Raw genomic sequence first — 22,690 nt, 5'->3', positions numbered from 1 at the left:
TTATCATCCCATTTCTTAAGTATAACTGATTAGCATTTTCATTTTCTAAATCATGATCTAGAGTAAATAAGAAAGATTTAAAAGCAAAGGAACTGATACTGATTCATATATTTGCAAAAATCATTATTTATCAATCCAATATGAAAAATCACATGATGTTCCGGTTTGCAACGTTGCTTTTGTTGGTTGTTCCTTTTGTCATCTCTTTATATGCCACTGAAGAATTTTCCGATTTTATCAGGTTAGGACATTCGGATGATATATTGGAAGGATATGACAGTTCACCCAACCCTGACCAAAGTAATAACTTAAAACGTGCCGTAGCCATTCATATTCCAGCATCACAAATGATTCCATGCAAAGGGAACTATATCTCCATTATTAAATTCGCCATTGCCCAAAATGTCTATTTCTCAGATAACGGACTGAAAGTCTTTATAACAAAAGACTTAAACAAGCCCTATGATTATGAACAAACCGTAACAAACATTGTCTCTATGTGGAATCACATCCCACTCACAACCCCATTCCATATGGATGGAGAGGATGTTTATATCGGTTATGAATATTATGCCTCGAATAAAAGCGGTATAAGCAGATTAACTCCTAATAATGATACCTCCATGGATTGGTGTTATCAAAATGGCAAATGGATACAAGCACAAAACAATTCGGCATTAGCCATTCAGGGTATTGTAAAAGGCGAACAATTACCCAAATATAATATCACATTAAATCAAACGGAACTCCTGACTTATGCAGAACTTGGCAAGAACATGACCCTTTCAGGGGAATTTACCAATATGGGAACAGCAACAATTAACAGTTTCAACGTAAATTATCGGCTAGACAACGGAAATTGGATGGCAGAGACTATTCATGATGTTAATATCCCCTATGAAAGCTCGTACCAATTTCAGACACAACATCTTTCATTTCCGAATGTGGGGGAATTTATTGTAGAAATATCCGTTGATGAGCTCAACGGTCAAAAAGATATATATCCGTCCGACAATGTTTCATCCGTTTATACAGTAGGATGCGTGGATTCATTTACTCCACGAAATGTATTACTGGAAATATTTTCAACCGAACGATGTCCCAATTGTCCGGAAGGCCATAACCATTTGGAATCCGTCATTAATGATAATCCGCAAATTGTAACCGTAGAGCATCATGCCGGATTCGGATCGGACAAATACAGCATCCAGGAAAGCCTCGACTATGAATGGTTCTACAACGGTACGACTTCTGCCCCTTCCATTATGCTCGACCGTCATAACCAATCTTCCTACAATAGCAGTTTATCAAGCAACTCTCCAGTCTTCAGTGCCACAAAGCTTACTACAGAATTAGTGGAGAATGCATTGGACATACCGGCTTTCGCAACAATTACCTTGTCCGTAGAATATGATGCGGTAAACCGAAACGCCACATTTCATGTACAAGGCAAACGACTTCTGCCATTAACCGGAAATAACAGTAAGCTATTCGTTTTCCTCACTGAAAATAACATTTATACCAATACCCAATCCGGCTCAGCAGGTAAAGCCTATTATCACCAGCACGTCCTTCGTGAAGTGCTGACCGATACATGGGGAGAGTCTGTCAATCTCAATAAAGGTTTTACAGCCGATTATCACACCACTATCAATGAATCCATGAATTGTGACGAAATGTATGCAATTGCTTTTGTGTCCAATTATAACCCTAATGATGTAAACAATTGCTCCATTTACAATACTGCACAAGCCAAATTAACGGGTAATTCATCAGCCATCCAGCAACATACAACTATACCGTTTTCAGTAATTAACTCCGGAAAAGCAATCAGCATCCAAGGAGACTATGATAGTTTCAAATTATTCAATTTATCCGGAACCTGCCTGAAGCAAAGTTCAAAACCAATACAACATATATCAACTGAAACTTTGCCCAAAGGAGTTTACCTCCTCCAAATACAAAAACAAAGAGAAAATAAAACTTATAAGATCATCTTAAACAACTAAAAAAGGTACAACTTACCGTTTCCTGGTTAGGAATATATCAATTTATGCTTCCGGTTGATTCTTACGTTTTTTGGCTATGGACTGATACATAGACGGTGTAATACCTGTCATCTTTTTGAATGTCACATTAAAATTGGCATTCGATTTAAAGCCCACACTTTCAGCTATATGAGCAATCGTATAACTACCATAATTATCTACGTCAATCAATTTCCGGCAAGCCTCTTTTATACGATACTCATTAATAAATATATTAAAATTTTTTCCATAACATTCATTAATCACTTGAGAAACATATTTGGTACGAGAGTTTACCAATGATGCCATTTTATCCAAATTGAAATCTACAGAACAATATTCCAATGTATTATCCATCACATTTTGTATAGCTTCTTGCAACTGTCTCTTTTCTTCGTCACTAATCACGCTGCCTTGATATTTCACTTTCTGAATGATTTCAGGAGAATCCTCCTCCCCTTCATTCTCATTACATGCCTGCCAACGCTTCTTTTTTTCTTCATCATCAAATTTCAGCATCTCTATATTTCTATTAAACAATTCGTTATTCGCCTTTTTTAGTTTTTTATTCTGTATGCTGAGTATCACAGAAAGCAATAAAATAATGACGAAAGCACATGCAACCGTCATTAAAACAAATTGTTGGAACTTGATCTGTTCATCTTTTAAAGATTGCATTTCATTCAAATAATAAACTCGCTTTTCAACCTTATCCATTTCATGAAAGAACTGCATATCCTTAATCCGACTGAATTTCTGCATATTCAATATCGAATCGGCTACATTGAGAAAACGTTTTTTATACTCCAAATACAGAGAAGCATTATTGGTATTCTTATAAATCTCCGCAAAATCATCATAACATTCAACTAACAGATTCAAATACTGATCATTAGAAGAGGCTATTTCCTCCGCTTTTTTTAAATAATAAATAGCTGAATCTGAACGTTGCATATATAAAAAAGTCTTTGATAAATTGGATAAAGACGCATATTTCATTCTTTTGGGTGTAGCGCAACTATCAGCGTAAAAAGAGGATGTATGAAAATCAACCAATGCTTCACTAAATTTTTGTTGTTTCAGGTTAATTGCACCATTACTTATACATTGATAATAATGAAAGGTATATATATCATTTGTTTGTAAGCGATTAAATAATTTCAAATGCTCCTGTACCTTTTCGTAATCTCCCAAAAAACAGTCAAGTCCGATTTGATTCTTCAATGCAATATTTTGCATCTCCTTATCGTGATTCTTCACTCCAAGTTCGTAAGCTTTTTCACAAAACTTACTGGATGTCTCATAATCCTTAAACAAATAGTATACATTAGCAATGTTATTATATATTTTAGAAGTATATTCCTGATCGTCTGTTTCCTCACAAATATCCAAAGAATTAAGAAACATTCTAAGACCTTTTGTATAGTTGTTATAACGCAAATATATTGAACCACATCGATTAAAACTATGGGCATATAAACGTTTCATTTCATCAGGCAACCCAGAGTTATACTTACTGCAAACAATAGAATAAAGAATCATCGCACTGTCTAAAGAATTTCGTTTATAATACGAATTTCCCATTTCAACCAATGCAACATCATGCAAATTCTCGAAATACTTATATAATCGACTATAACCAGTTCTGTAATTCACAAATACATACAAAATGATAATTCCCAATAATGCAACCAAACATAAGAGCAAATATTTACGCATAACAGAATGAATATTAAGTTTTCGATATTTCAGATTAGATACAAAAATATAACTTTTGATTTAAAACTACGATATTAAAATTATATTATTATCTCAAATATTGCTATTAGTTATAGTCAACAAGATATAATAAGATTATAACGAAACATCTTCTATATTTTACTTTCTATATCATGATTTAGTGCAAATTCAAGGCAACAAAAGTGTCTCTATTTTATGCCGATCCCTAACTTTGCGATTACCATTTCTAATAAAAAATAAATATAACGAGTATGAAAAAACAATTATTATTACTTTTCTCTTTGGCACTTCCGCTTGGTTTACTAGCACAACCGAAAGTGATTTATGATGAAATTTATGCTGGCTCTTGGTATAAAACAGTATCCAACAACGGCAGATTTGTCGTAGGTACTAATCCGGCATATACAAAAGCATATTTAGTCGACACAAAAACAGGAGAGACTAAAGTCATATCCGATTCACCATACAATGATGTAAAAGACGTGAGTGATAATGGAAAAATAATAGTGGGAAAATTCTATGATCCGGACGTTGAATGTATTGTACCCGGAGTCTATAAAGAAGGAAAATGGATGGCAGTAGAACGTCCTCTGGCTCTGAATGGAGATGGATGGGATGGTGGTATTAACGTTATATCCGGAGACGGAAAACTTATGGGTGGGACTATTCCCTTTTATGATGCACAAACCGGGACTGTTTCCATGACAAAGTATGAACCTGTTATCTGGGGAGAAGATGGGAAAATTATAAAAAAATTACCTATATATGATGCTAAACAGGGTGCCGGTTTAACATACATGTCCGATGATGGCAATGTAGCATGCGGTTGGTATGATGGTTCAATGTATGGAAAAAACATAATCTGGATGAATGAAGAAAAGATAGATACTTTGAATTTTAACGGTTCAGGAATGGTTGTATCCGCAAATGGAAAATTCATTGGGGGCAGTTGTGGGAAAGGCATGGTAAGTCCGGCATCTAAGCCCTACCTTTGGTCTGAAGAAGATGGTCTCATAATGGTAGATTGTCCGAAAGAGACTAAAATGGGCTATGTAACAGGTATCACTAATGATGGTAAAATAGCTGTCGGTTTTGTAGAACTTTCCGATCAAATGACAATAGATCGGCATCCTTTCATTATTTTTGACGGAGTCTATCATGACTTTGATACATGGATGAAAGAAACTTATAATATAGAAGCTCCTAATGACTCTTTCTGGAGTATCAGCTCGATCTCAGCAGATGGTAATGTCATTTGTGGAATAGGTTATTATGATGAAGCTCGCGAACCTTGGATTATCGTTTTGGATGAATCAAAACTTCCTGAGATTACATCAATTGCTACAGCTAAAGCAGACTTGGACATAAATGTAACATATGATGCCACTTCTCATCTCTTACATATTCAGGGTGAATATACTTCCGCAAGTCTGTATAACAACACCGGCAGTTGCATACTTACCGACAAACACGCGAAAGATTATATGGACACTTCTAATTTGTCAAACGGCATCTACTTTATTAAAATAATGAAAGGAAAAAATGTCCGTACTTTCAAAATAGCTATTACAAACTAAATATTTTATCAATCTAAAAAATACGCACATGAAAAAACATTATTTCATCCTTTTGAGCATTTTATTGAGTATTTTATTTTGTTCAAACGCATATGCCGAGAGATTAGCATATGGATTTGTTATTGATGACTCATACGGATCAGGCGACAAATTTCTTTGTTCTTTCAATATCAATCTAGCCGAAGACGGAGTTACGAAAATCCAAGATTTTCAAGGATTTAAACCTATGGCTGCGGCTTATGCCGAAGACACCTACTATTTGATAGCTCAAGATGCAGCACGTAAGACTTATCTTCAAAAAGTCAGCCTGCTTGGAGATAAAGAATATGAAAAGATAGGCGATCCACTCACCGTCACCAGTTTCGTTGATATGACTTATGATATCAAGACCCATACAATGTATGCAATATCACCGTCATTTTCTACAAGTGACCTTTATACAGTAGATTTGACAAGTGGAATTCTTACGAAAAAAGCAACCTTAAATAATAAATATCATTCAATGGCATGCTCACCTGACGGGCAATTGTATGGAATAACCTGGTTAGGAAAATTCATTAAAATCAATTTGGAAGGAGAAAATGCAACTGAAACTCCCATTAAAGATTCACTAACTTCATTAGAAGACGGGAGTTTAAATCAATCATTGGATTTCGACACAGAAACAAATACTCTATATTGGATATATACTGATGGGGGTTCATACGAGTCATTTCTTTATAAGCTCGATCCTGCAACAGGAGAAATAAGCGATAAGAAAACACTCCCTAATGGAGAAGAAATTATTGGTCTTTGTTTTGCAGAAGTAAACAGCGGAAAGCCTGATCCGAAACCAGATCCAGATCTCAATACAAGAGAAGCATTCGGATTTTCACTTACAGAAGAAGCTGATAAGCCGACTCCATTTTCCGCCAATAAGGCAGAATTCCGTTCATTCAACGCCAATGCCGTTCAAGACGGAACTAAATCAGTCCAGCAATATGCTTTACTGAATATCCCCCAAGCAGCCTCATATGTAAACGATAAAGACAGCATTTATTTTATTGGTCAGGATGCAGAAGGATTCTTCCTCTACAGAATGGATAAAAACGGAGGAAACTATTCTCGCGTAGGAACCGGTAACACGAAAATTTCAGATCTTACTTTTAAAGATATGGCTTATGACCCCATGAACAAGACCCTTTACGGAATAGCCGATTCTTCAAAAGAAGAAAATATAAATAAGGGAAGTTACTTATATTCTTTCAATCTCGAGACCGGGGTTGCTATCAATAAAATTAATTTCGATGATAAATATCTTGCAATGGCAATCCTTCCAAGCGGTCAAGCAATGGGTATAACAGAAGGCGGAGAATTCTGTATCATATATGTCAAAGGAGGTATGAAAGAAAAAATTTCATCAATTGATTCCAGCCTTTATAATGCCACCTCACCAATGGACATGGAATTCGACCTATCAACACTGACACTTTATTGGAGTTATACGGATAAAGACGGAAAAGGGCATATGGCAACTATCGATCCCGCTACCGGAAAAATATCAAACAACAATACTTTCAAAAACGGTGAACAGGTCATAGGTCTTTATTTTCCGACAATAGATGCCAAGCCCACCGCAACATGGTATGCATTCAGTATGTTCAGCAATACACATGATGAAGATAACGGATTCGTTACTTTTGATCCCGCCAATCTAGTATCAGTGACCCCAATCGGCAAATTCAATACAGAAAGCATCGCTGCTGCAACGGGAGCCAATGGTATCTATTATGCAGTCAAGACCACTCCTTATGGCTATGGAGCTAAAACTACCGATCTGGCTACAGTAAATTTGGAAAATGGCACAATGGCCAATATTAAAAGCATGGAGAATGAGCCACTATTATGGGACATTACTTATGATTATTCCACAGCCACCATGTATGCCATATCAATGGAAGGTGAGCCAGATCCACAATTTGTCGGTTCATTACTCAACACCTATTGCAAACTTTACTCCATGGATATGGAGTCGTATGAGTTGAAAGCCATAGCCAAATTAGATACGGAATATCGTGGTATTGCTTGCACGATGGACGGACAACTTTATGCCCTCACTCAACAAGGCGAATTACGGAAACTAAACAAATTGACAGGCGCATACGAAACCGTCATGGAAACCGGAATCATCGTCGAACCGACTTTCCCGGCATCCATGGAATTCGATCATGCAACAGAAGCTTTATATTGTACTTACTTCACGCAAGCAAACAAAGAAACACGAGAAGCTTCCAAAGCAGCCATGTCGCAATTTGATTATGCTTCAAAGAAAGTGACAGATACCAGAATCTTCCCAGGAAGAGATAAACTTTGCGGCTTATACATTCCATTTGAACATTCAGCTTCAATTCCGGCCAAAGTAACCGACTTCACTGTAACACCTGGTGATAATGGTGCATTAACAGCCCTGTTATCATGGACAAATCCGACAAAAAACAACGGCAATGAGGATTTGACTGCAATAACAAAAATTGAAATTTCACGTGACGGAGCTGTTATAGCCACATTAACGGAAGAACAAACTCCCGGTAAACAAAATACATATACGGATGAACCGACTATCGGCTTCCATAATTATGTTGTAAGGATTTACAACGGTGAAGAAGCAAGCGAACCTTCAGCCATTTTCAAATACATCGGTGAAGACGTTCCTGCTGCTCCAACCAATGTGACACTTACCGTTGACGGTGCCCATGCAGCCATCACTTGGGAAGCACCTACCATCGGTTTAAATACCGGTTGGTTCAATCCGGAAAACTTAAAATACAAGATAATAAGACAGCCGGATAACAAAACTATAAAGATCGATTATAAGGGAAACAGCATTACAGATGAAGTACCTATGATGAATTATTACACCTATGAAGTAACTGCATATTCCACAAAAGGTGAAGGTGGCGTAGGTATATCCAATTCAGCAACAGCAGGTAATCCTTTCACTCCCCCTTATTCTTGTGACTTTATGAATGATGCCGAAGCCGGACTTTGGACTTTAAACGGCTCATGGATTGTCGGTTATTTTGGAATGGGAGAAAATTATTGTGGATTAATTCACCAGTGGGAAAAAGAATGTAATAGTTGGGCTTATTCGCCATTGATCCAATTCAAAAACGATAAGTCTTATGTACTATCTTTCAAAGCACGCTCAGGACTCCTCGGTCCCAAAATTTTAGAACGTTTACAAATCACTGTCGGACAAGACAGAACTCCCGAATCACAAACTGTTCCGGTAGCAGTAATCGATAGTATCGGTGGAGGTAACAAGGAACTTGTCACTTATAGCGTGATATTCAATGTTCCCGCAAAAGACAATTATTATCTTGGATTCTATTGTAATTCTTTTGAAGAAATAAATGATGAAGGAGATATTGAACGAACCTATGGCGAATTACAGATAAGTAACATCACCCTACTTGAAATTCCTTTTGCGTCCGTTAAGTCTAATGAAATCATGAATGATGTTTTTGTATATGCCAACGAAAGTAAGATTTACATAAACGGTGAATACTCTTCCGTTACAATTTACAATCAGTTAGGAACAGTCTGCCCGCTAAATACAAATCTAACAACTGGTATATATTTTGTAAAAGTGATAAAAGAAAATGTAGCCAAAACATATAAGGTACTGGTTAAATAATAACACTAATCAAGAGTATTTGGAAACTCTTTCTAATCTAAAACTAGTGAAGAGTAAAATTGATTTCATCGTCAATTTTACTCTTCATTTGTTTATTAGCCCACTTATTTTATTTGAGAATTCTTAAGGTCAATAGAGTGATTACAAAAAATCCATACCACTCTCACCATTCAACGAACATCAATTTATAGGCACTGCTTGCCATTTCCCTTCATGTAATTCCATCACTGAATCAAAACCTGCACGTTTTAACGCAGCTAATGCTTCGGGACGCCCAGCATTAATCTTCTCTGGCATATGGGCATCACTATTTACCATAACCGGAATCCCAAGTTCCTTTAATAAGGGAAAATAACGTTCATTTGGAAAAAACGTTCCATACAGATGATAAGCCTTGGAGTTAATTTCCACCATATAACCACTTCGGGCTATCTTTGAAAAATAATCTATCATAAGATTTTCATACCAAGGTTCATCTAACAAACCGGGACGATAACACATCGAATTATAATGCATCTTGTCCGCATGTCCCAAGATATCAAAACCTCCTAATTCCAACATCCGGAACTGTTGGCTATAATAAAGACGAATGACCCGATCAAGATCTCTGCTAAACTGCTCATCGACAATTTTACGAAATACTTCCGGAGACACATCCACATCGACTATATTTCCCCATTCATTGCGCAACATATGCACCGAACCGATACGATAATCCAATGGCAATTCACGGAAACGGGAAATGGAAGGATTGCTGTTATCATCGAGATAATCAATCTCCAAACCGACATAGAATTCTATTTGATCGACATATTTTTCTTTAATACGGTGAAACTCGGAAAGATAGTCATCCATCCGATCCCACTCCATCGTCCATGGAGTAGGAAAAGGCAACGGAGCATGCGAAGATACGCCATAAGAAGTAAATCCGTTGCTGATTGCAAAACGAACGAAGGTTTCCATATCGGCACGTCCGTCACAGTACAAACAATGGCTATGATAATTTGTCAAATTCATGATTCTATTTCGCTTAATTCCAACCAACGCATAGTTTTGTCATCAATCAGGTCGTTCACTTCCGGCAAACGTTTGGATTTCTCTGTCAATTCCTCCACAGATAGCGTACCGCTGCAAAGTTGCTCCTCAATAAGTGCTTTCTCCGTTTCCAGTTCAGCTATTTCTTTTTCAAGCTGTTCGAATTCCCGTTTTTCTTTGAAACTCATTTTACGCTTCTCATTCAAACGAACACGAGCCGTCTTCTCCTCTTGTGGTTTGTCCGCCTCTTTTTCCTTTTGCTCTTTTGCTTCTTTCCAATCACGGTAATCACTGTAATTTCCGGGAAAATCACGAATATCCCCCTGACCATTGAACACCAGCAAATGATCGACAACCTTATCCATAAAGTAACGGTCATGAGACACGACAATGACGCAACCCTTAAAATTCTGGAGGTATTCCTCAAGCACATTCAGTGTGATAATATCGAGGTCATTGGTAGGTTCATCCAATACGAGGAAGTTCGGATTGCGCATCAATACCGTACAAAGATATAAACGGCGCCGTTCTCCCCCGCTCAACTTATACACATAGCTATGTTGCGTTTCCGGAGTAAACAGGAAATGTTGCAGGAATTGAGAAGCTGTCAACTTCTTACCATTACCGAGTTCTATCACTTCGGCAATCTCCTGCACCACATCGATCACCTTCATTTGCTCGTCAAACTGAAGACCATCCTGAGAATAGTAACCAAAACGAACCGTCTCACCGATCTCCAACGTACCGCTATCCGGCTGTACTTCTCCCATCAATATTTTGATAAAGGTAGACTTCCCCGTTCCATTATTACCCACTATTCCCATCTTTTCATAACGGGCAAAAATATAAGAGAAGTCATCTAGAATTTTTAAATCTCCGAAACTCTTTTGCAAATGATCCGCTTCAAAAATCTTACTACCGATATAGGAAGCTTTCATTTCCAACTTTACATTATCATTCCGTTGATGTTGTTTCGCAACCTTTTCCAGTTCATAAAAAGCCTCTTCACGATAACGTGCTTTGTGCCCACGTGCCTGAGGCATCCGGCGCATCCAGTCAAGCTCCGTACGATACAGGTTATTGGCACGTTCTATTTCTACTGTTTTAGCTTCGATACGTTCCTGACGTTTTTCCAGATAATAACTGTAATTTCCTTTGTACTGATAAACTTGCCGGTTATCGATTTCTATTATTTCCGAACAGACACGATCCAGAAAATAACGGTCGTGCGTCACCATCAGCAAACTCAGATTTGTACGACGGAGATAATCCTCCAGCCACTCCGTCATATCAAGATCCAAATGGTTGGTAGGTTCGTCCAAGATCAATAAATCGGGTTCGGTGATCAATGCATTTGCTAAAGCCACCCGCTTAAGTTGCCCTCCGGAAAGATGCTTGATTTGCTGGTCAAAATTACGTATTTTCAGTTGTGAAAGGATCTGCTTTGCTTTCTGTTCATATTCCCAGGCTTTTTCATGATCCATACGTACCAGCAAGTCTTCCAATCCGGGATGTCCTTCCGTCTCCATGCATCGTTCGTATTCTTTAATCAATTCCACAACACTGTTGCCATGATGAAAACAAGCTTCCAGCACAGTCAACTCTTCGGGGTATTTCGGATCTTGTTCCAGATAGGCCACTCGAAGATCACGCCTGAAAACAATGTTTCCAGTATCATACCCCTCTTTTCCCGAAATAATATTCAAAAGTGTAGTTTTCCCGGTTCCATTCTTTGCAATCAGACCGATACGTTGACCTTCAGCAATGCCAAAAGATATATTCTCGAATAAGACTAAATCTCCAAATGATTTAGTCAGATTATCAATTTGTAAATAGGAAGTAGACATTTATTCATTAATTTTATACGCTGCTTCTACATCGCAGTTCTCACCTGCTTTTATTTTGCTCCAAGTCAACTTCATTGGATCGATGATCATGCCGTCTTTATAATGCAATACGGGAGCTTCACGATTGCCGTCAACCAATGTTTTCCATTCGAAACCCTCTACTTCATTGTTCAAGATGGAACAAATAACAATACCTATAGCAATCCATTCTTCTTTCTTTTTTTTGTTGATCACACTGCTGTCAATCAACTGTTGGAGTTTAGGCAAGTCTTCTTCCGATCCTTGAAAATCCTGTTTCAAATGCTGCTTTACGGCATTTACCACCCATTCGTAGGCTTCATTAATAACATAAATTTCAGATAGACGTACCGGTATTATCTCCGCAGGATATTTTTGATCTTCTTTCCGAATTTCTAAAGAGGCGATAACCTCTTCCGCCTCCTTTACTTCTCCCCCTTTCGGCACGGTGAACGAGCATTCAAAAGCGACATTAGCTATTCCGGTAATCCATAAATGGGTCGTATAATATTCTCCTTCTTCCTGAAACATCTCCTTACTATAGGCACATTCCAAGTTACCTATTTTAACTCGCTTGGAAGATGGATTTTCCTTAAGCTCAATTTGTACCGCTTCTTTGCCATACTCCTTACCGTTTCTGGTTGTAGGATCATCTTTATAGGCGGATATACGGAAATTACCTGTCCATGTATTGGGATTATAAAAAAGGAAAGAGCCTTCGCCATCCTCAAACTCATTCCAATCGGACGGGTAAATAAGGGAAAACCAAGCTCCCGGAGAAATAAACTTTTTACCTTGTACCATATCTATTTTCGTTTTTATCTTTTATACCTAGCAGAATTCCGACAAAAATAGCATTCCCGAAGCGGATATGCAAAAAACAGGAAATAAATCTATCGTCCTATTGGTTGAATCTGTCTCCGGACATCTTTTGAAATCTCCAAAAACATATAATTTACTCGACCGGAATGAATTCCTTTCTCATTTTCTTTATATTTCTTATTCGCATACTGCTTCGATTTCTCAAAGGTAAGTAGTGACATCTGATTCTGTGATTTACCTACCATGGTAGAATCCAGCTGTTCATCGGGAAAAAAGTCATCCAAATCTACATCCCCGATCATCGTTGTCTCTAGAAAATTCATTTCTTTATGCGAATTATCTGTATAATAACCAACAAACATATGTCCCGGTGTCCGTACAAGAATCGGCTCTATATTGATGGCACGAAGCAAAGAAGCGAACAGAACACTGCCATCTACACAATTTATTTGAGACGATTCCAAGGCATCATCGAATGTACGTACTCTTTGGGAATACACAACGTTGCTCGACAAACTGGTATTCGACACAGAACTATATTTAAAATTACGTTTTTGCAACACATTCCACAAAGCATACACTTGTTTATCCACTGCTCCGGGTGTTTTACTCTGATATCCGAGAAAACGATTGACTATCCGGGTGTTCAGTGCCTCACGGAGTAATTTATCGATCATAGGGTTTTCTTCATTTACATATGCTGCAAAAAAGATACCGGTATCATGAAACTTGGTACCATTGGAGACGTATCCCAGCAAACATTCGTTAATACTACGTACCGAAAACGTACGGACCCGCTGTCCTAAATCATCCCCATTCATTTCCACACTCACTGCCACACTGATAGGCTCCGCCTGCGGATTGTTTTTTAATGCCTCATAGTTCCAAATAATTTCAGGATAAATGGTATATTCCTTCCGCGGTTTCTCCAATACAAATTCCGATACGGAACGAGAGAAAAAAGGAGTTTCGGCAACTTCTATACGTACTCGGCTGTATGCCGAACGAGATTTCACCTTTATAGCGATGCATGACTTAGGATTGCCAATATAATTGGAATCAATAGGTTGAATGACCTGAGCATCCGTAGTTGCCACAGACAATATTGCGGAGGGAAAAACATTTCCCCCAAGTTCATCTACTATTTCAAAACCGGACCGGAAAGTGGTATATTTATAAATAGACATACCGATTACAACGACAAGCAATATAGTGATAACACCAAGTAATTCCCTTTTACGTTGTTTCAAATCTATTTTTATCATTTTATAGTCATCAACTTGTTAAGACATAACAAAGATAAATCTTTTTTGTTGAAATATATAAAGTCGTAATAAAATTGTAACACGTGTTTCACTTTGTCGTAACAAAAAGTCCCCATCTTTGCAGCGAATAAAGAATAAAGATTATATTTGTGACACTATAATTAAAAAAGAGAATACAATGAACGATTACCGTATTTTAGTTGTCGATGATGAAGAGGACCTTTGCGAAATTCTGAAGTTCAATCTCGAAAACGAAGGTTACGAAGTAGATACAGCAAATTCAGCCGAAGAAGCCTTAAAAATGGATATCAGCAGTTACAACCTACTGTTATTAGATGTAATGATGGGCGAGATTTCCGGTTTTAAGATGGCCAACATGCTGAAAAAAGATAAGAAGACAGCTCAGGTTCCGATCATTTTTATCACGGCTAAAGACACTGAGAACGATACGGTAACCGGTTTCAACTTAGGAGCCGACGACTATATATCCAAACCATTCTCCCTGCGCGAAGTAATAGCCCGCGTAAAAGCAGTCTTACGACGTACGTCTACTATCGAAACAGAAAAAGTACCCGAGCAAATCACCTATGAGACGTTAGTGATTGACATCACAAAAAAGAAAGTTTGCATCGACGGAGAAGAAATCCCTCTGACTAAAAAAGAGTTTGAAATACTTTTCCTCTTATTGCAAAACAAAGGCCGTGTTTTCTCTCGTGAAGACATCCTTGCCCGTGTATGGAGTGACGAAGTATATGTACTCGATCGTACCATCGATGTAAACATCACCCGTTTGCGTAAAAAAATAGGTATTTATGGAAAAAGAATTGTAACCCGACTTGGCTATGGATATTGTTTTGAAACGGAATAAATAAAATGAATATACCTGTCAGTCATAAACACTTTCTTTCTTTCAGCCGGAAGTTATTTCTCTCGGTCATATCGCTGTTTCTCGTATTTGCCTGTTGTTTTATAGCTTACCAATATCAACGCGAGAAGGAATATAAAATAGATCTTCTGGATTCACAATTGCAAGATTACAATGCACGTCTGCATGAAGCCATCGATACTTTGCCGGTTACACAAAAAAAACTAATCGAATACATTACCGCCCATACCTTGAAAGACTTACGTGTCACTGTGATCGACTTGAAAGGAAATGTTATCTATGATAGTTGTCAAACTGACACTCATCATCTTGAAAATCACATCGACCGGCCTGAAATCGTGAAAGCGATACAGACAGGCAAAGGCTTTGATGTACGTCGGACATCGGAGACAACAGGAATACCCTATTTTTACTCGGCAACCTTATTCGACGAATATGTTGTCCGTTCTGCATTACCTTATAATGTCAGCCTGATAAATAATCTGAAAGCCGATTCACACTATATCTGGTTTACTGCTATCGTCACTTTATTATTGGTGATTATCTTTTATAAATTCACCAAAAGGCTAGGAACTTCCATCATCCAGTTAAGAGAATTCGCCATGCGTGCCGACCGGAACGAACCAATCGAGATGGCCATGCAATCGGCATTTCCTCATAACGAACTCGGAGAAATATCACAACATATCATACAGATTTACAAACGCCTGCATGAAACAAAAGAGGCACTTTATATCGAACGTGAGAAACTGATAACACACTTACAAATCTCCCACGAAGGACTGGGTGTATTCAATAAGGACAAGAAGGAAATCCTGGTAAACAACCTGTTCACCCAATACAGCAATCTCATTTCAGATTCTAATCTTGAGACAGCCGAGGAAGTCTTTACAATCAATGAATTGAAGCAAATCACCGATTTTATCAACAAAGCACCCAAACGCCCTGTCAGTAAAGAGGAGAAAAGAATGTCCATCACGATCAATAAAAACGGAAAAACATTTATTGTGGAATGTATCATTTTCCAGGACATGAGCTTCGAAATCAGTATCAATGACGTTACAATGGAAGAAGAACAAATTCAACTGAAACGCCAACTAACCCAGAATATAGCCCATGAGCTGAAAACTCCGGTAAGTAGCATTCAAGGGTATCTTGAAACCATCGTCAGCAACGATAATATTCCCCGGGAAAAGATAAACGTCTTTTTAGAACGTTGTTATGCCCAAAGCAATCGCCTCAGCCGTTTATTGCGGGACATATCCGTACTGACCCGCATGGACGAAGCTGCCAATATGATTGATATGGAAAAAGTAGACATTAGTGTACTCGTCAACAATATTGTCAACGAAGTTTCCCTTGAATTGGATGAAAAGCAGGTCACCGTTGTTAACTCTCTGAAAAAGGAGATCCAGATACGCGGTAACTATTCACTGCTATATTCCATTTTCCGCAATCTGATGGATAATGCCATTGCCTATGCGGGAAATAACTTCCAGATTAACATCAATTGTTTCCGCGAAGATGAAAGTTTTTACTATTTCAGCTTTGCCGATACCGGTGTAGGCGTTTCTCCCGAACATCTGAACCGGTTGTTCGAACGTTTTTATCGGGTAGATAAAGGACGTTCCCGTAAATTAGGTGGAACAGGACTGGGACTTGCCATTGTAAAAAATGCCGTAATCATTCATGGTGGAAATATCTCAGCCAAGAATAATCAAGGCGGAGGATTGGAATTTGTATTTACATTGGCAAAAGAAAGGTGATAGATGTATATTGTACTGACCTAACTGATAAACAGCAGCCAGTTATAGATCTTTTAGATGTCGAAGAGGGCAAACATAAATATTCTCTCCGTTCTATTTTTAAAGACACAACATCTCGCCATCATAATGAAGCGTGCGATTATATCAAAGTCCAGTACATAAGCCGACATGAAGCGTTGGATTCTACGCATGCAAGATAGGGCTTCGGAACCACTCTCAAAAGCAGTTGAGAGCTTATAGAAACTCACTGTTTGAACCTTGCATAACGCTAAAATCATAAGCGAGATAAACTTTATTCGAGCCAAATTCATACTTTCACCGAAAAATACATTCAACTTGTCTAATAAATCACTATGTTTGTAGGAAGCCTTAGGATTAGTCATCATAGAAAAAGCGGTCAAACTTTTCTTTAAAGATACTAATTTCTAAGGCTTTATACAAGCATATTGGATGATAATTATATGACTATCAGCTGATTATTTATTTTTGTCATGTACTGAAATCCTCGAAATACAATTCAATCGCAATAATACACTGTATATGTATATTATCGCGGTTGATATTTCAATTGTATTTATGTTTAAGAACATAAATACCAAACAAAAGTCGAATTATCCGCGATAATGCACAAAAAATGTATATCTTCGCAACCGAAATGTAATTTTCATGGAATGGAAAGAGAGCAAAAAATAAGAAACTGGATTTTAGATTTACCCAAGAAAGGAAAAATAACCTTTTCTTTGGATGAAGTCAATACTCAATTTCCTCGAACGACAGCCAATAATAAGCGGGTTTCTCTTTGGAGATTGGTGGAAGCCGGAAAAATACAATCTGTGTGGAAAGGTTTTTATGTGATTGTCCCTGTAGAGTATGAATTAAAAGGTTCTGTTCCCCCTACTGTCTATATAGACCAATTAATGACCTATCTTAATAGAGAATATTATATCGGGTTATTAAATGCAGCTGCCTTTTATGGAGCTTCTCACCAACAACCCCAAGAATTGACGATAATCACCGATAAAGGAAATTACAGGGATAAACATAAGAATGAAGTAAAAATAAACTTTGTCGGTAAAAAGTCGATTCCGTCGGATTACATACAGCAAAAAACAACTAAAACAGGTTATATAAAAATATCCGGCCCGGAATTGACGGCTATGGATTTAATTTTTTACCAATATGAAATTGGTGGGTTAAGTAGGGCTGGTACGGTTTTAAATGAGCTAGCCGAAGAATTGGATTTTAACAGGGTAGATAATGATTTTTTTACTTATTTCCCTTCCACTACAGTACAGCGTTTAGGATATATTTTAGATGAAGTGCTTGAATATAAGGAAATTGCGCAAGTACTGTGTGATAAAGCCATACAAGCTGGTGTATCCTTTAGAAAATCTTTGCTTAAACCTGAAAATGATACAGAGCAAGCTCCCTATAATAAACGATGGAGATTAGTAATTAACGAAGAAATAGAAATTGACGAATGATACCGGAAATAGCAATCACGCAATGGAGAAATATTGTACCTTGGACTGACGCCAAGCAAGTAGAGCAAGATTTAATTATATGCAGGGCTTTAGTCGCAATTTTCAGCGATGATTATCTGGCTGGACGTCTCGCTTTTCGTGGTGGAACAGCGCTCCATAAGTTGTACCTTTCCCCTCAACCCAGATACAGCGAAGATATCGACCTTGTCCAGATTAAAGCCGAACCTATAAAACCGACAATAGACAGGCTACGGGATGTGTTATCCTTTTTAGGGGAACCAAAAGTGAAGCAAAAAAAGAATAACAATACACTGATTTTTCGGACAGAATCTTCTATTCCTCCTGTTCTTCCGATTAAACTCAAGGTAGAAATAAATTGTCGTGAGCATTTTAATATGTTGGGGTTGGAAGAAGTAGATTTCGAAATGAACAACTTATGGTTCTCGGGAAGTTGCAGAATTAAGACCTATAAGCTGGACGAACTTGTCGGAACCAAAGTTAGGGCTTTGTATGAAAGGCGCAAAGGCAGAGACTTATACGATTTATATAAAGCTCTGCAAAATCCGGAACTTAACCCTGATAATGTAATATGCTGTTTCAAAGGATACATGGAAAAGGAAGAAAAGAAGCCTTCTTATAAATTATATATTTCAAACATGGAAGACAAAATGAAAAATGAAGAATTTTTAGGAGACACCAAAACTCTTTTGCGTCCGGATGAAATTTATGATGTGCAGCAGGCATATAAGATTGTGAAGGAGTTCATTATTGATAAGTTAGCTACGGAGAATGATATAGAATAACCTGAGATTTATGGAGCGAATTTTAAATTTTTTAGATAAATCGACGAACGGAAAGTGTTATAAATCATTCAAATATAGTTTGGATGACTTAGAAGTGCCATCGTTAATATACGATGATAAGCCGAAAATTGTGTTGTAGCCTAAAGCAGAGACTGATAAAAGAAAACAAAAATATATATCAGTCAAGGAGGAAGCTGAAAAATATAAAGGGAATTCTATATTCAAGTACTTCCTTGATGGGTCAAGAAAAACCTATTACAAATATCTGTGTCAGAGGGAAAGCTGACAGTTACGTGGCCATCCACTTTCACTGTTATAACACGGTCAAGGGTGGAGGGAAGAAAACCTGCTTCTTCAAAGATAATGTCTTCAAAAGGTACTTCCTGGTATTGTTGACGTTTATACCCTGTCGGTCTCGAGTATCCGGGCAAACCGACAACCTTTAGTTTATGGGATTTGAGATAGGCGTATGTTTGCTTACGGGTTACTCCTTGTTTGTCACAAAAACTTTGGAATGTTCCCGGTTGCTTTCCTTCAGCACACAGTTCTTTAAAATCCTCGTAAATTTTAGAGTAAAGGAGGCCTTTTCCGGTTATTCTTCTATATCCTGTAATAGTTTGTACCGGTTGGTATTCATCCTTGAGAACTATTGCCATTTGCCATTGAGACACCCCATGTTCTAGACAATATTCACTAAATGAACCTGGCTGCTTTCCTGAAGCACATAGTTCTTTAAAAGCAGAAAAAAACTGCCTGTAGAGTTCAACTTTATCCATAATTTTATTTTTATGGCAAGGTTAATAATTCTACAGGCAAGCTACAATACGCTATCGCGGATGGTTATACCATTCTTTGAAACTCCCGGGAGATTTTTTGTTCACCCTTAATCTTTGCTACATATTGGCTAAGCCATTATCGCTTGTCCTCCGAATACTCCGGCAAGAGCGCTTGCAATAGCTATCACAACTTTCAAAATCGTATTCCAAAGCGTTTTTTTCATCTTCATTTTCTATTTTTAATTATTCACTTTTTTAAACTGTCGGGTCTTCACCATGATCTCCCTCTTCAGCCCCTCCTTTCATTTTCAGCAAATCAGCATGAGCAAACTGCACCCCCTGTATCAATGCACGAGTCGTGCCAATGGCAGCGGGACGGGTATATTCAGGAGTAAATTGACATTTCAAGGCAGTAATCTGATTCGGATTCACCTTATCGGCGCTTTCAGCCCCCATCCCCCTCGTACGGGCTTTCATCGTGAATGTCCCCAAACCATCCAGGCGTACTGTGCGACTGTTCAATAATTGTTCACGCATTACTGTCATCAAGTTGCATACCACGTTTTGTACATCACCCGGGGTCAGTGATGATTTTTCCGCTATCGATTCCGCCAGTTGCCTGGTAGTAACTGTTGTTCCCACTTTCACCAGATTCAGGTGATATAATTTCTCTCCCGCTTTGTTTGCAATCGGTGCTTGCACCGCTCTGTAAAATAAAGGCATAATAACCTCCTCTTTTAATGTTACTAATCGTTTTTTTCGTTCACGTTTCGTTGATCAACACTGCAAAGGTGGAGATTTGCCCGTAGATGGCAAAAGAAAACGGGACTCAGAAGACAGTTTTTACCAGAAAAGTTGTAAGGTGTTATTAATCAAAAAGATTACAAACATAAACAATTCACCTATGCAAATATCAAGTACACTTTAAAAACTCTCTTTTAAAAAAAAGCCATTACCAAGCAACTAAATACTTTAGGTAACGGCTTTTTTTATTTGAACTAAATTCATTACTTTTTCCAGATATAGTATGGGATAAGTATAAACTTCATAATGCATATCAAACGTTTCATCAACGTACAATACTCCATATAGTTAAATATATGATCTTAAAATACTCCTTCACCGACCGATGCTCTATATACTTCATATTATAGCGTATCTTATCTGGCAGAATTTGCTCCACATATACTTTGTCTGCATCCTTTGCCCGTCCTAATATCGCATTCTCATCCACATATTCTATAGATGCATAATCAGTAATTCCAGGACGAACGGACAATACTTTTTTCTGCGCTTCAGTATATAGTTCTACATACTTCCGAACTTCAGGACGAGGTCCTACTAAACTCATATCTCCTTTCAGTACATTGAATAACTGCGGTAATTCATCCAATTTATATTTACGGATAAAATAGCCAACACGAGTAATCCGCGAATCACGCCCTCCCACAGTTATCAACCCCTGCTTGTCTGCCCCCATACGCATGGAACGAAACTTATATACATAAAAGTCCTTACCATTACGTCCTACACGTAGCTGGCTATAGAAACCTCCGCCCCTACTTTCCAGGCAAATACCAACATATAAACAAAGAAAAACGGGAGAGAGCAAAACAATCCCCAGAAAGGAAAATAAAATATCAAAAAAGCGAATCAATTTAAGAAAGGATTAGTGACTGAAAGAATATCGTTACTGTAGAATACCAATACCTTGTTGTGCAAGCTGCTAATTATAGCCAGAAGCAACTATATAGGCTGCTTTTACCGTTTCAATGATAAAATTTAGCTTTTCTCTATCCAACTGAGGATAGATCGGCAGAGATATTTCGCATTTAAAATTCTCATAAGCCTGTGGATAATTTTGAATATCATATCCCATTGACTTAAAGAAAGAAAGCATAGGCATCGGTATAAAGTGAACGTTTACTGCCACCTCACTCTTAGCAATTTCGTCAATCATTCTGTCACGCTGCTCTTCGGTGAATCCTTTGATACGAAGCGCATAGATATGATAAGAAGTTTCTCGTTCTCCCTGTACCGATGGTGGGGTAACAGCCCATTCACATTGTGAAAAAGCTTCCGAATAAGTATTAAATACTCGCTTGCGTTCTTGCAGTAATTTCGGATATTCCCTGATTTGTGCCAATCCAATAGCAGCATTTACATCCGCCATGTTAATCTTCATACCGAAACCAGTAATGTCATAACGCCACCCTCCTGCTTTCGATTTCGAGAAAGCGTCTTTTGTCTGACAATTTAAACTTGTCATCCGCAATTCATTGTATAGTTCTTCATTATCAAATGGTTCAGGCAAATTCAGGCAAATAGCTCCACCCTCTGCAGTGGTCACATTCTTTACTGCATGAAGTGAAAAAATTGCCACATCTGTTTCACAACCCGTTCTTTGGTTCTTGCTATAATAAGCCCCTAAGGAATGTGCAGCATCATTCATTACTAAGATACGCCCTAACTTTTCCTGTATAGTAGAAGTAGCCTGAAATGATCTTTGTATTTCCGGTTCTGTCACTAATGCCATGATACGATCATAATCACAAGGGAAACCGGCAATATCTACCGGGATAATCGCTTTTGTTCTTGGGGTAATCGCTTTTCGGATTGCTTCTACCGAAATATTAAAATCCGCTCCGGAATCCACCATTACAGGCTTTGCACCTGCATGAAGCACTGCCAATGCCGTAGCGCTATACGTATAGGCCGGAACAATCACTTCGTCCTCTGTAGTCACCCCCAGCCAACGAAGCATCATAATGGCTCCTGATGTCCAAGAATTAACGCAAAGCACTTCGTTTGCACCGGAAAAGGTCTTTATTTCTAGCTCCAATGCTTTCACTTTTGGACCGGAAGTAATCCAGCCTGAACGTAAAGAATCAACCACTTCATTGATGACTGTTTCATCAATGTAAGGCGGTGAAAAAGGAATTTTCATGAGTGAATTATATTATTACAA

The 22,690-nt window shown here is 37.9% G+C and carries 17 protein-coding genes; 7 read left to right on the top strand and 10 right to left on the bottom strand.

What is annotated here, in order from left to right:
- Positions 1-140: 140 nt before the first annotated feature.
- Positions 141-2,009: an Omp28-related outer membrane protein gene (locus H8744_RS12295; RefSeq protein WP_262435110.1), complete on the top strand. Its 1,869-nt coding sequence runs from the start codon at positions 141-143 to the stop codon at positions 2,007-2,009.
- Positions 2,010-2,051: 42 nt separating this feature from the next.
- On the opposite strand, the gene H8744_RS12290 is transcribed toward H8744_RS12295, so the two are convergent.
- The gene (locus tag H8744_RS12290) at positions 2,052-3,515 is read right to left on the bottom strand and encodes an AraC family transcriptional regulator (protein WP_262436270.1); all 1,464 of its coding nucleotides are present in this window, start codon (positions 3,513-3,515) and stop codon (positions 2,052-2,054) included.
- 503 nt (positions 3,516-4,018) lie between these two features.
- Between H8744_RS12290 and H8744_RS12285 the strand changes: the two genes are divergently transcribed.
- A complete protein-coding gene (locus H8744_RS12285; protein WP_262435109.1) occupies positions 4,019-5,344 on the top strand; it encodes a T9SS type A sorting domain-containing protein in 1,326 nt (441 codons plus the stop codon).
- Positions 5,345-5,372: 28 nt separating this feature from the next.
- Entirely contained in the window at positions 5,373-9,020 is a 3,648-nt protein-coding gene (locus H8744_RS12280; protein ID WP_262435108.1) for a hypothetical protein, read from the top strand.
- A 180-nt stretch (positions 9,021-9,200) separates the two neighbouring features.
- Here H8744_RS12280 and H8744_RS12275 read toward each other — a convergent pair whose 3' ends face one another.
- The 4 genes from H8744_RS12275 to H8744_RS12260 all read right to left on the bottom strand — a co-directional run bounded on the left by H8744_RS12275 (position 9,201) and on the right by H8744_RS12260 (position 14,007).
- A complete protein-coding gene (locus H8744_RS12275; RefSeq protein ID WP_262435107.1) occupies positions 9,201-10,037 on the bottom strand; it encodes a histidinol-phosphatase in 837 nt (278 codons plus the stop codon).
- Positions 10,034-11,902 carry an ABC-F family ATP-binding cassette domain-containing protein gene (locus tag H8744_RS12270; RefSeq protein WP_262435106.1) on the bottom strand — a complete coding sequence of 623 codons (1,869 nt, stop codon included), beginning with the start codon at positions 11,900-11,902 and terminating at the stop codon, positions 10,034-10,036. Before H8744_RS12270 ends, H8744_RS12275 begins: the two co-directional genes overlap by 4 nt.
- A complete protein-coding gene (locus H8744_RS12265) occupies positions 11,903-12,724 on the bottom strand; it encodes a DUF3805 domain-containing protein (RefSeq protein WP_262435105.1) in 822 nt (273 codons plus the stop codon).
- Positions 12,725-12,813: 89 nt separating this feature from the next.
- Positions 12,814-14,007, bottom strand: a complete 1,194-nt coding sequence (locus tag H8744_RS12260; protein WP_262435104.1) for a hypothetical protein — start codon at positions 14,005-14,007, stop codon at positions 12,814-12,816.
- 178 nt (positions 14,008-14,185) lie between these two features.
- On the opposite strand from H8744_RS12260, the gene phoB reads away from it, so the two are divergent.
- From phoB to H8744_RS12240, 4 genes are all read left to right on the top strand, one after another.
- Positions 14,186-14,875, top strand: a complete 690-nt coding sequence (gene phoB, locus H8744_RS12255) for a two-component system response regulator PhoB (RefSeq protein WP_262435103.1) — start codon at positions 14,186-14,188, stop codon at positions 14,873-14,875.
- Between the two features lie 5 nt (positions 14,876-14,880).
- Positions 14,881-16,659 carry a two-component system sensor histidine kinase PhoR gene (gene phoR / locus H8744_RS12250; protein ID WP_262435102.1) on the top strand — a complete coding sequence of 593 codons (1,779 nt, stop codon included), beginning with the start codon at positions 14,881-14,883 and terminating at the stop codon, positions 16,657-16,659.
- A 671-nt stretch (positions 16,660-17,330) separates the two neighbouring features.
- Positions 17,331-18,143 (top strand): type IV toxin-antitoxin system AbiEi family antitoxin domain-containing protein, encoded by an 813-nt coding sequence (locus H8744_RS12245; RefSeq protein WP_262435101.1) that lies wholly within the window; start codon positions 17,331-17,333, stop codon positions 18,141-18,143.
- A complete protein-coding gene (locus tag H8744_RS12240; protein WP_262435100.1) occupies positions 18,140-18,946 on the top strand; it encodes a nucleotidyl transferase AbiEii/AbiGii toxin family protein in 807 nt (268 codons plus the stop codon). The genes H8744_RS12245 and H8744_RS12240 overlap by 4 nt, the downstream gene beginning before the upstream one ends.
- 221 nt (positions 18,947-19,167) lie before the next feature.
- On the opposite strand, the gene H8744_RS12235 is transcribed toward H8744_RS12240, so the two are convergent.
- From H8744_RS12235 to H8744_RS12215, 5 genes are all read right to left on the bottom strand, one after another.
- Positions 19,168-19,722, bottom strand: a complete 555-nt coding sequence (locus H8744_RS12235; RefSeq protein ID WP_262435099.1) for a hypothetical protein — start codon at positions 19,720-19,722, stop codon at positions 19,168-19,170.
- A 128-nt stretch (positions 19,723-19,850) separates the two neighbouring features.
- On the bottom strand, positions 19,851-19,946 hold the full coding sequence (locus H8744_RS12230; RefSeq protein WP_305067497.1) for a smalltalk protein: 96 nt from the start codon (positions 19,944-19,946) through the stop codon (positions 19,851-19,853).
- A gap of 31 nt (positions 19,947-19,977) precedes the next feature.
- Entirely contained in the window at positions 19,978-20,445 is a 468-nt protein-coding gene (locus tag H8744_RS12225; RefSeq protein ID WP_262435097.1) for an HU family DNA-binding protein, read from the bottom strand.
- A gap of 346 nt (positions 20,446-20,791) precedes the next feature.
- Positions 20,792-21,379 carry a sugar transferase gene (locus H8744_RS12220; protein ID WP_262435096.1) on the bottom strand — a complete coding sequence of 196 codons (588 nt, stop codon included), beginning with the start codon at positions 21,377-21,379 and terminating at the stop codon, positions 20,792-20,794.
- A gap of 69 nt (positions 21,380-21,448) precedes the next feature.
- The gene (locus H8744_RS12215) at positions 21,449-22,669 is read right to left on the bottom strand and encodes a DegT/DnrJ/EryC1/StrS family aminotransferase (protein WP_262435095.1); all 1,221 of its coding nucleotides are present in this window, start codon (positions 22,667-22,669) and stop codon (positions 21,449-21,451) included.
- Positions 22,670-22,690: the final 21 nt, after the last annotated feature.

Source organism: Jilunia laotingensis (assembly GCF_014385165.1).
Classification (GTDB): domain Bacteria; phylum Bacteroidota; class Bacteroidia; order Bacteroidales; family Bacteroidaceae; genus Bacteroides; species Bacteroides laotingensis.
Note: the sequence above shows the minus strand (reverse complement) of the source record. Positions and strands in the feature narration are given on the sequence as shown.

Bases quoted from the DNA above. Each gene is read 5' to 3' on its own strand.
- H8744_RS12285 (WP_262435109.1), top strand. From the start codon at position 4,019: ATGAAAAAACAATTATTATTACTTTTCTCTTTGGCACTTCCGCTTGGT.
- H8744_RS12225 (WP_262435097.1), bottom strand. From the start codon at position 20,445: ATGCCTTTATTTTACAGAGCGGTGCAAGCACCGATTGCAAACAAAGCG.
- H8744_RS12260 (WP_262435104.1), bottom strand. From the start codon at position 14,007: ATGATAAAAATAGATTTGAAACAACGTAAAAGGGAATTACTTGGTGTT.
- H8744_RS12230 (WP_305067497.1), bottom strand. From the start codon at position 19,946: ATGAAAAAAACGCTTTGGAATACGATTTTGAAAGTTGTGATAGCTATT.
- H8744_RS12275 (WP_262435107.1), bottom strand. From the start codon at position 10,037: ATGAATTTGACAAATTATCATAGCCATTGTTTGTACTGTGACGGACGT.
- H8744_RS12245 (WP_262435101.1), top strand. From the start codon at position 17,331: ATGGAAAGAGAGCAAAAAATAAGAAACTGGATTTTAGATTTACCCAAG.
- H8744_RS12280 (WP_262435108.1), top strand. From the start codon at position 5,373: ATGAAAAAACATTATTTCATCCTTTTGAGCATTTTATTGAGTATTTTA.
- H8744_RS12270 (WP_262435106.1), bottom strand. From the start codon at position 11,902: ATGTCTACTTCCTATTTACAAATTGATAATCTGACTAAATCATTTGGA.
- H8744_RS12240 (WP_262435100.1), top strand. From the start codon at position 18,140: ATGATACCGGAAATAGCAATCACGCAATGGAGAAATATTGTACCTTGG.
- H8744_RS12265 (WP_262435105.1), bottom strand. From the start codon at position 12,724: ATGGTACAAGGTAAAAAGTTTATTTCTCCGGGAGCTTGGTTTTCCCTT.
- H8744_RS12290 (WP_262436270.1), bottom strand. From the start codon at position 3,515: ATGAAACGTTTATATGCCCATAGTTTTAATCGATGTGGTTCAATATAT.
- H8744_RS12295 (WP_262435110.1), top strand. From the start codon at position 141: ATGAAAAATCACATGATGTTCCGGTTTGCAACGTTGCTTTTGTTGGTT.
- phoR (WP_262435102.1), top strand. From the start codon at position 14,881: ATGAATATACCTGTCAGTCATAAACACTTTCTTTCTTTCAGCCGGAAG.
- phoB (WP_262435103.1), top strand. From the start codon at position 14,186: ATGAACGATTACCGTATTTTAGTTGTCGATGATGAAGAGGACCTTTGC.
- H8744_RS12235 (WP_262435099.1), bottom strand. From the start codon at position 19,722: ATGGATAAAGTTGAACTCTACAGGCAGTTTTTTTCTGCTTTTAAAGAA.
- H8744_RS12215 (WP_262435095.1), bottom strand. From the start codon at position 22,669: ATGAAAATTCCTTTTTCACCGCCTTACATTGATGAAACAGTCATCAAT.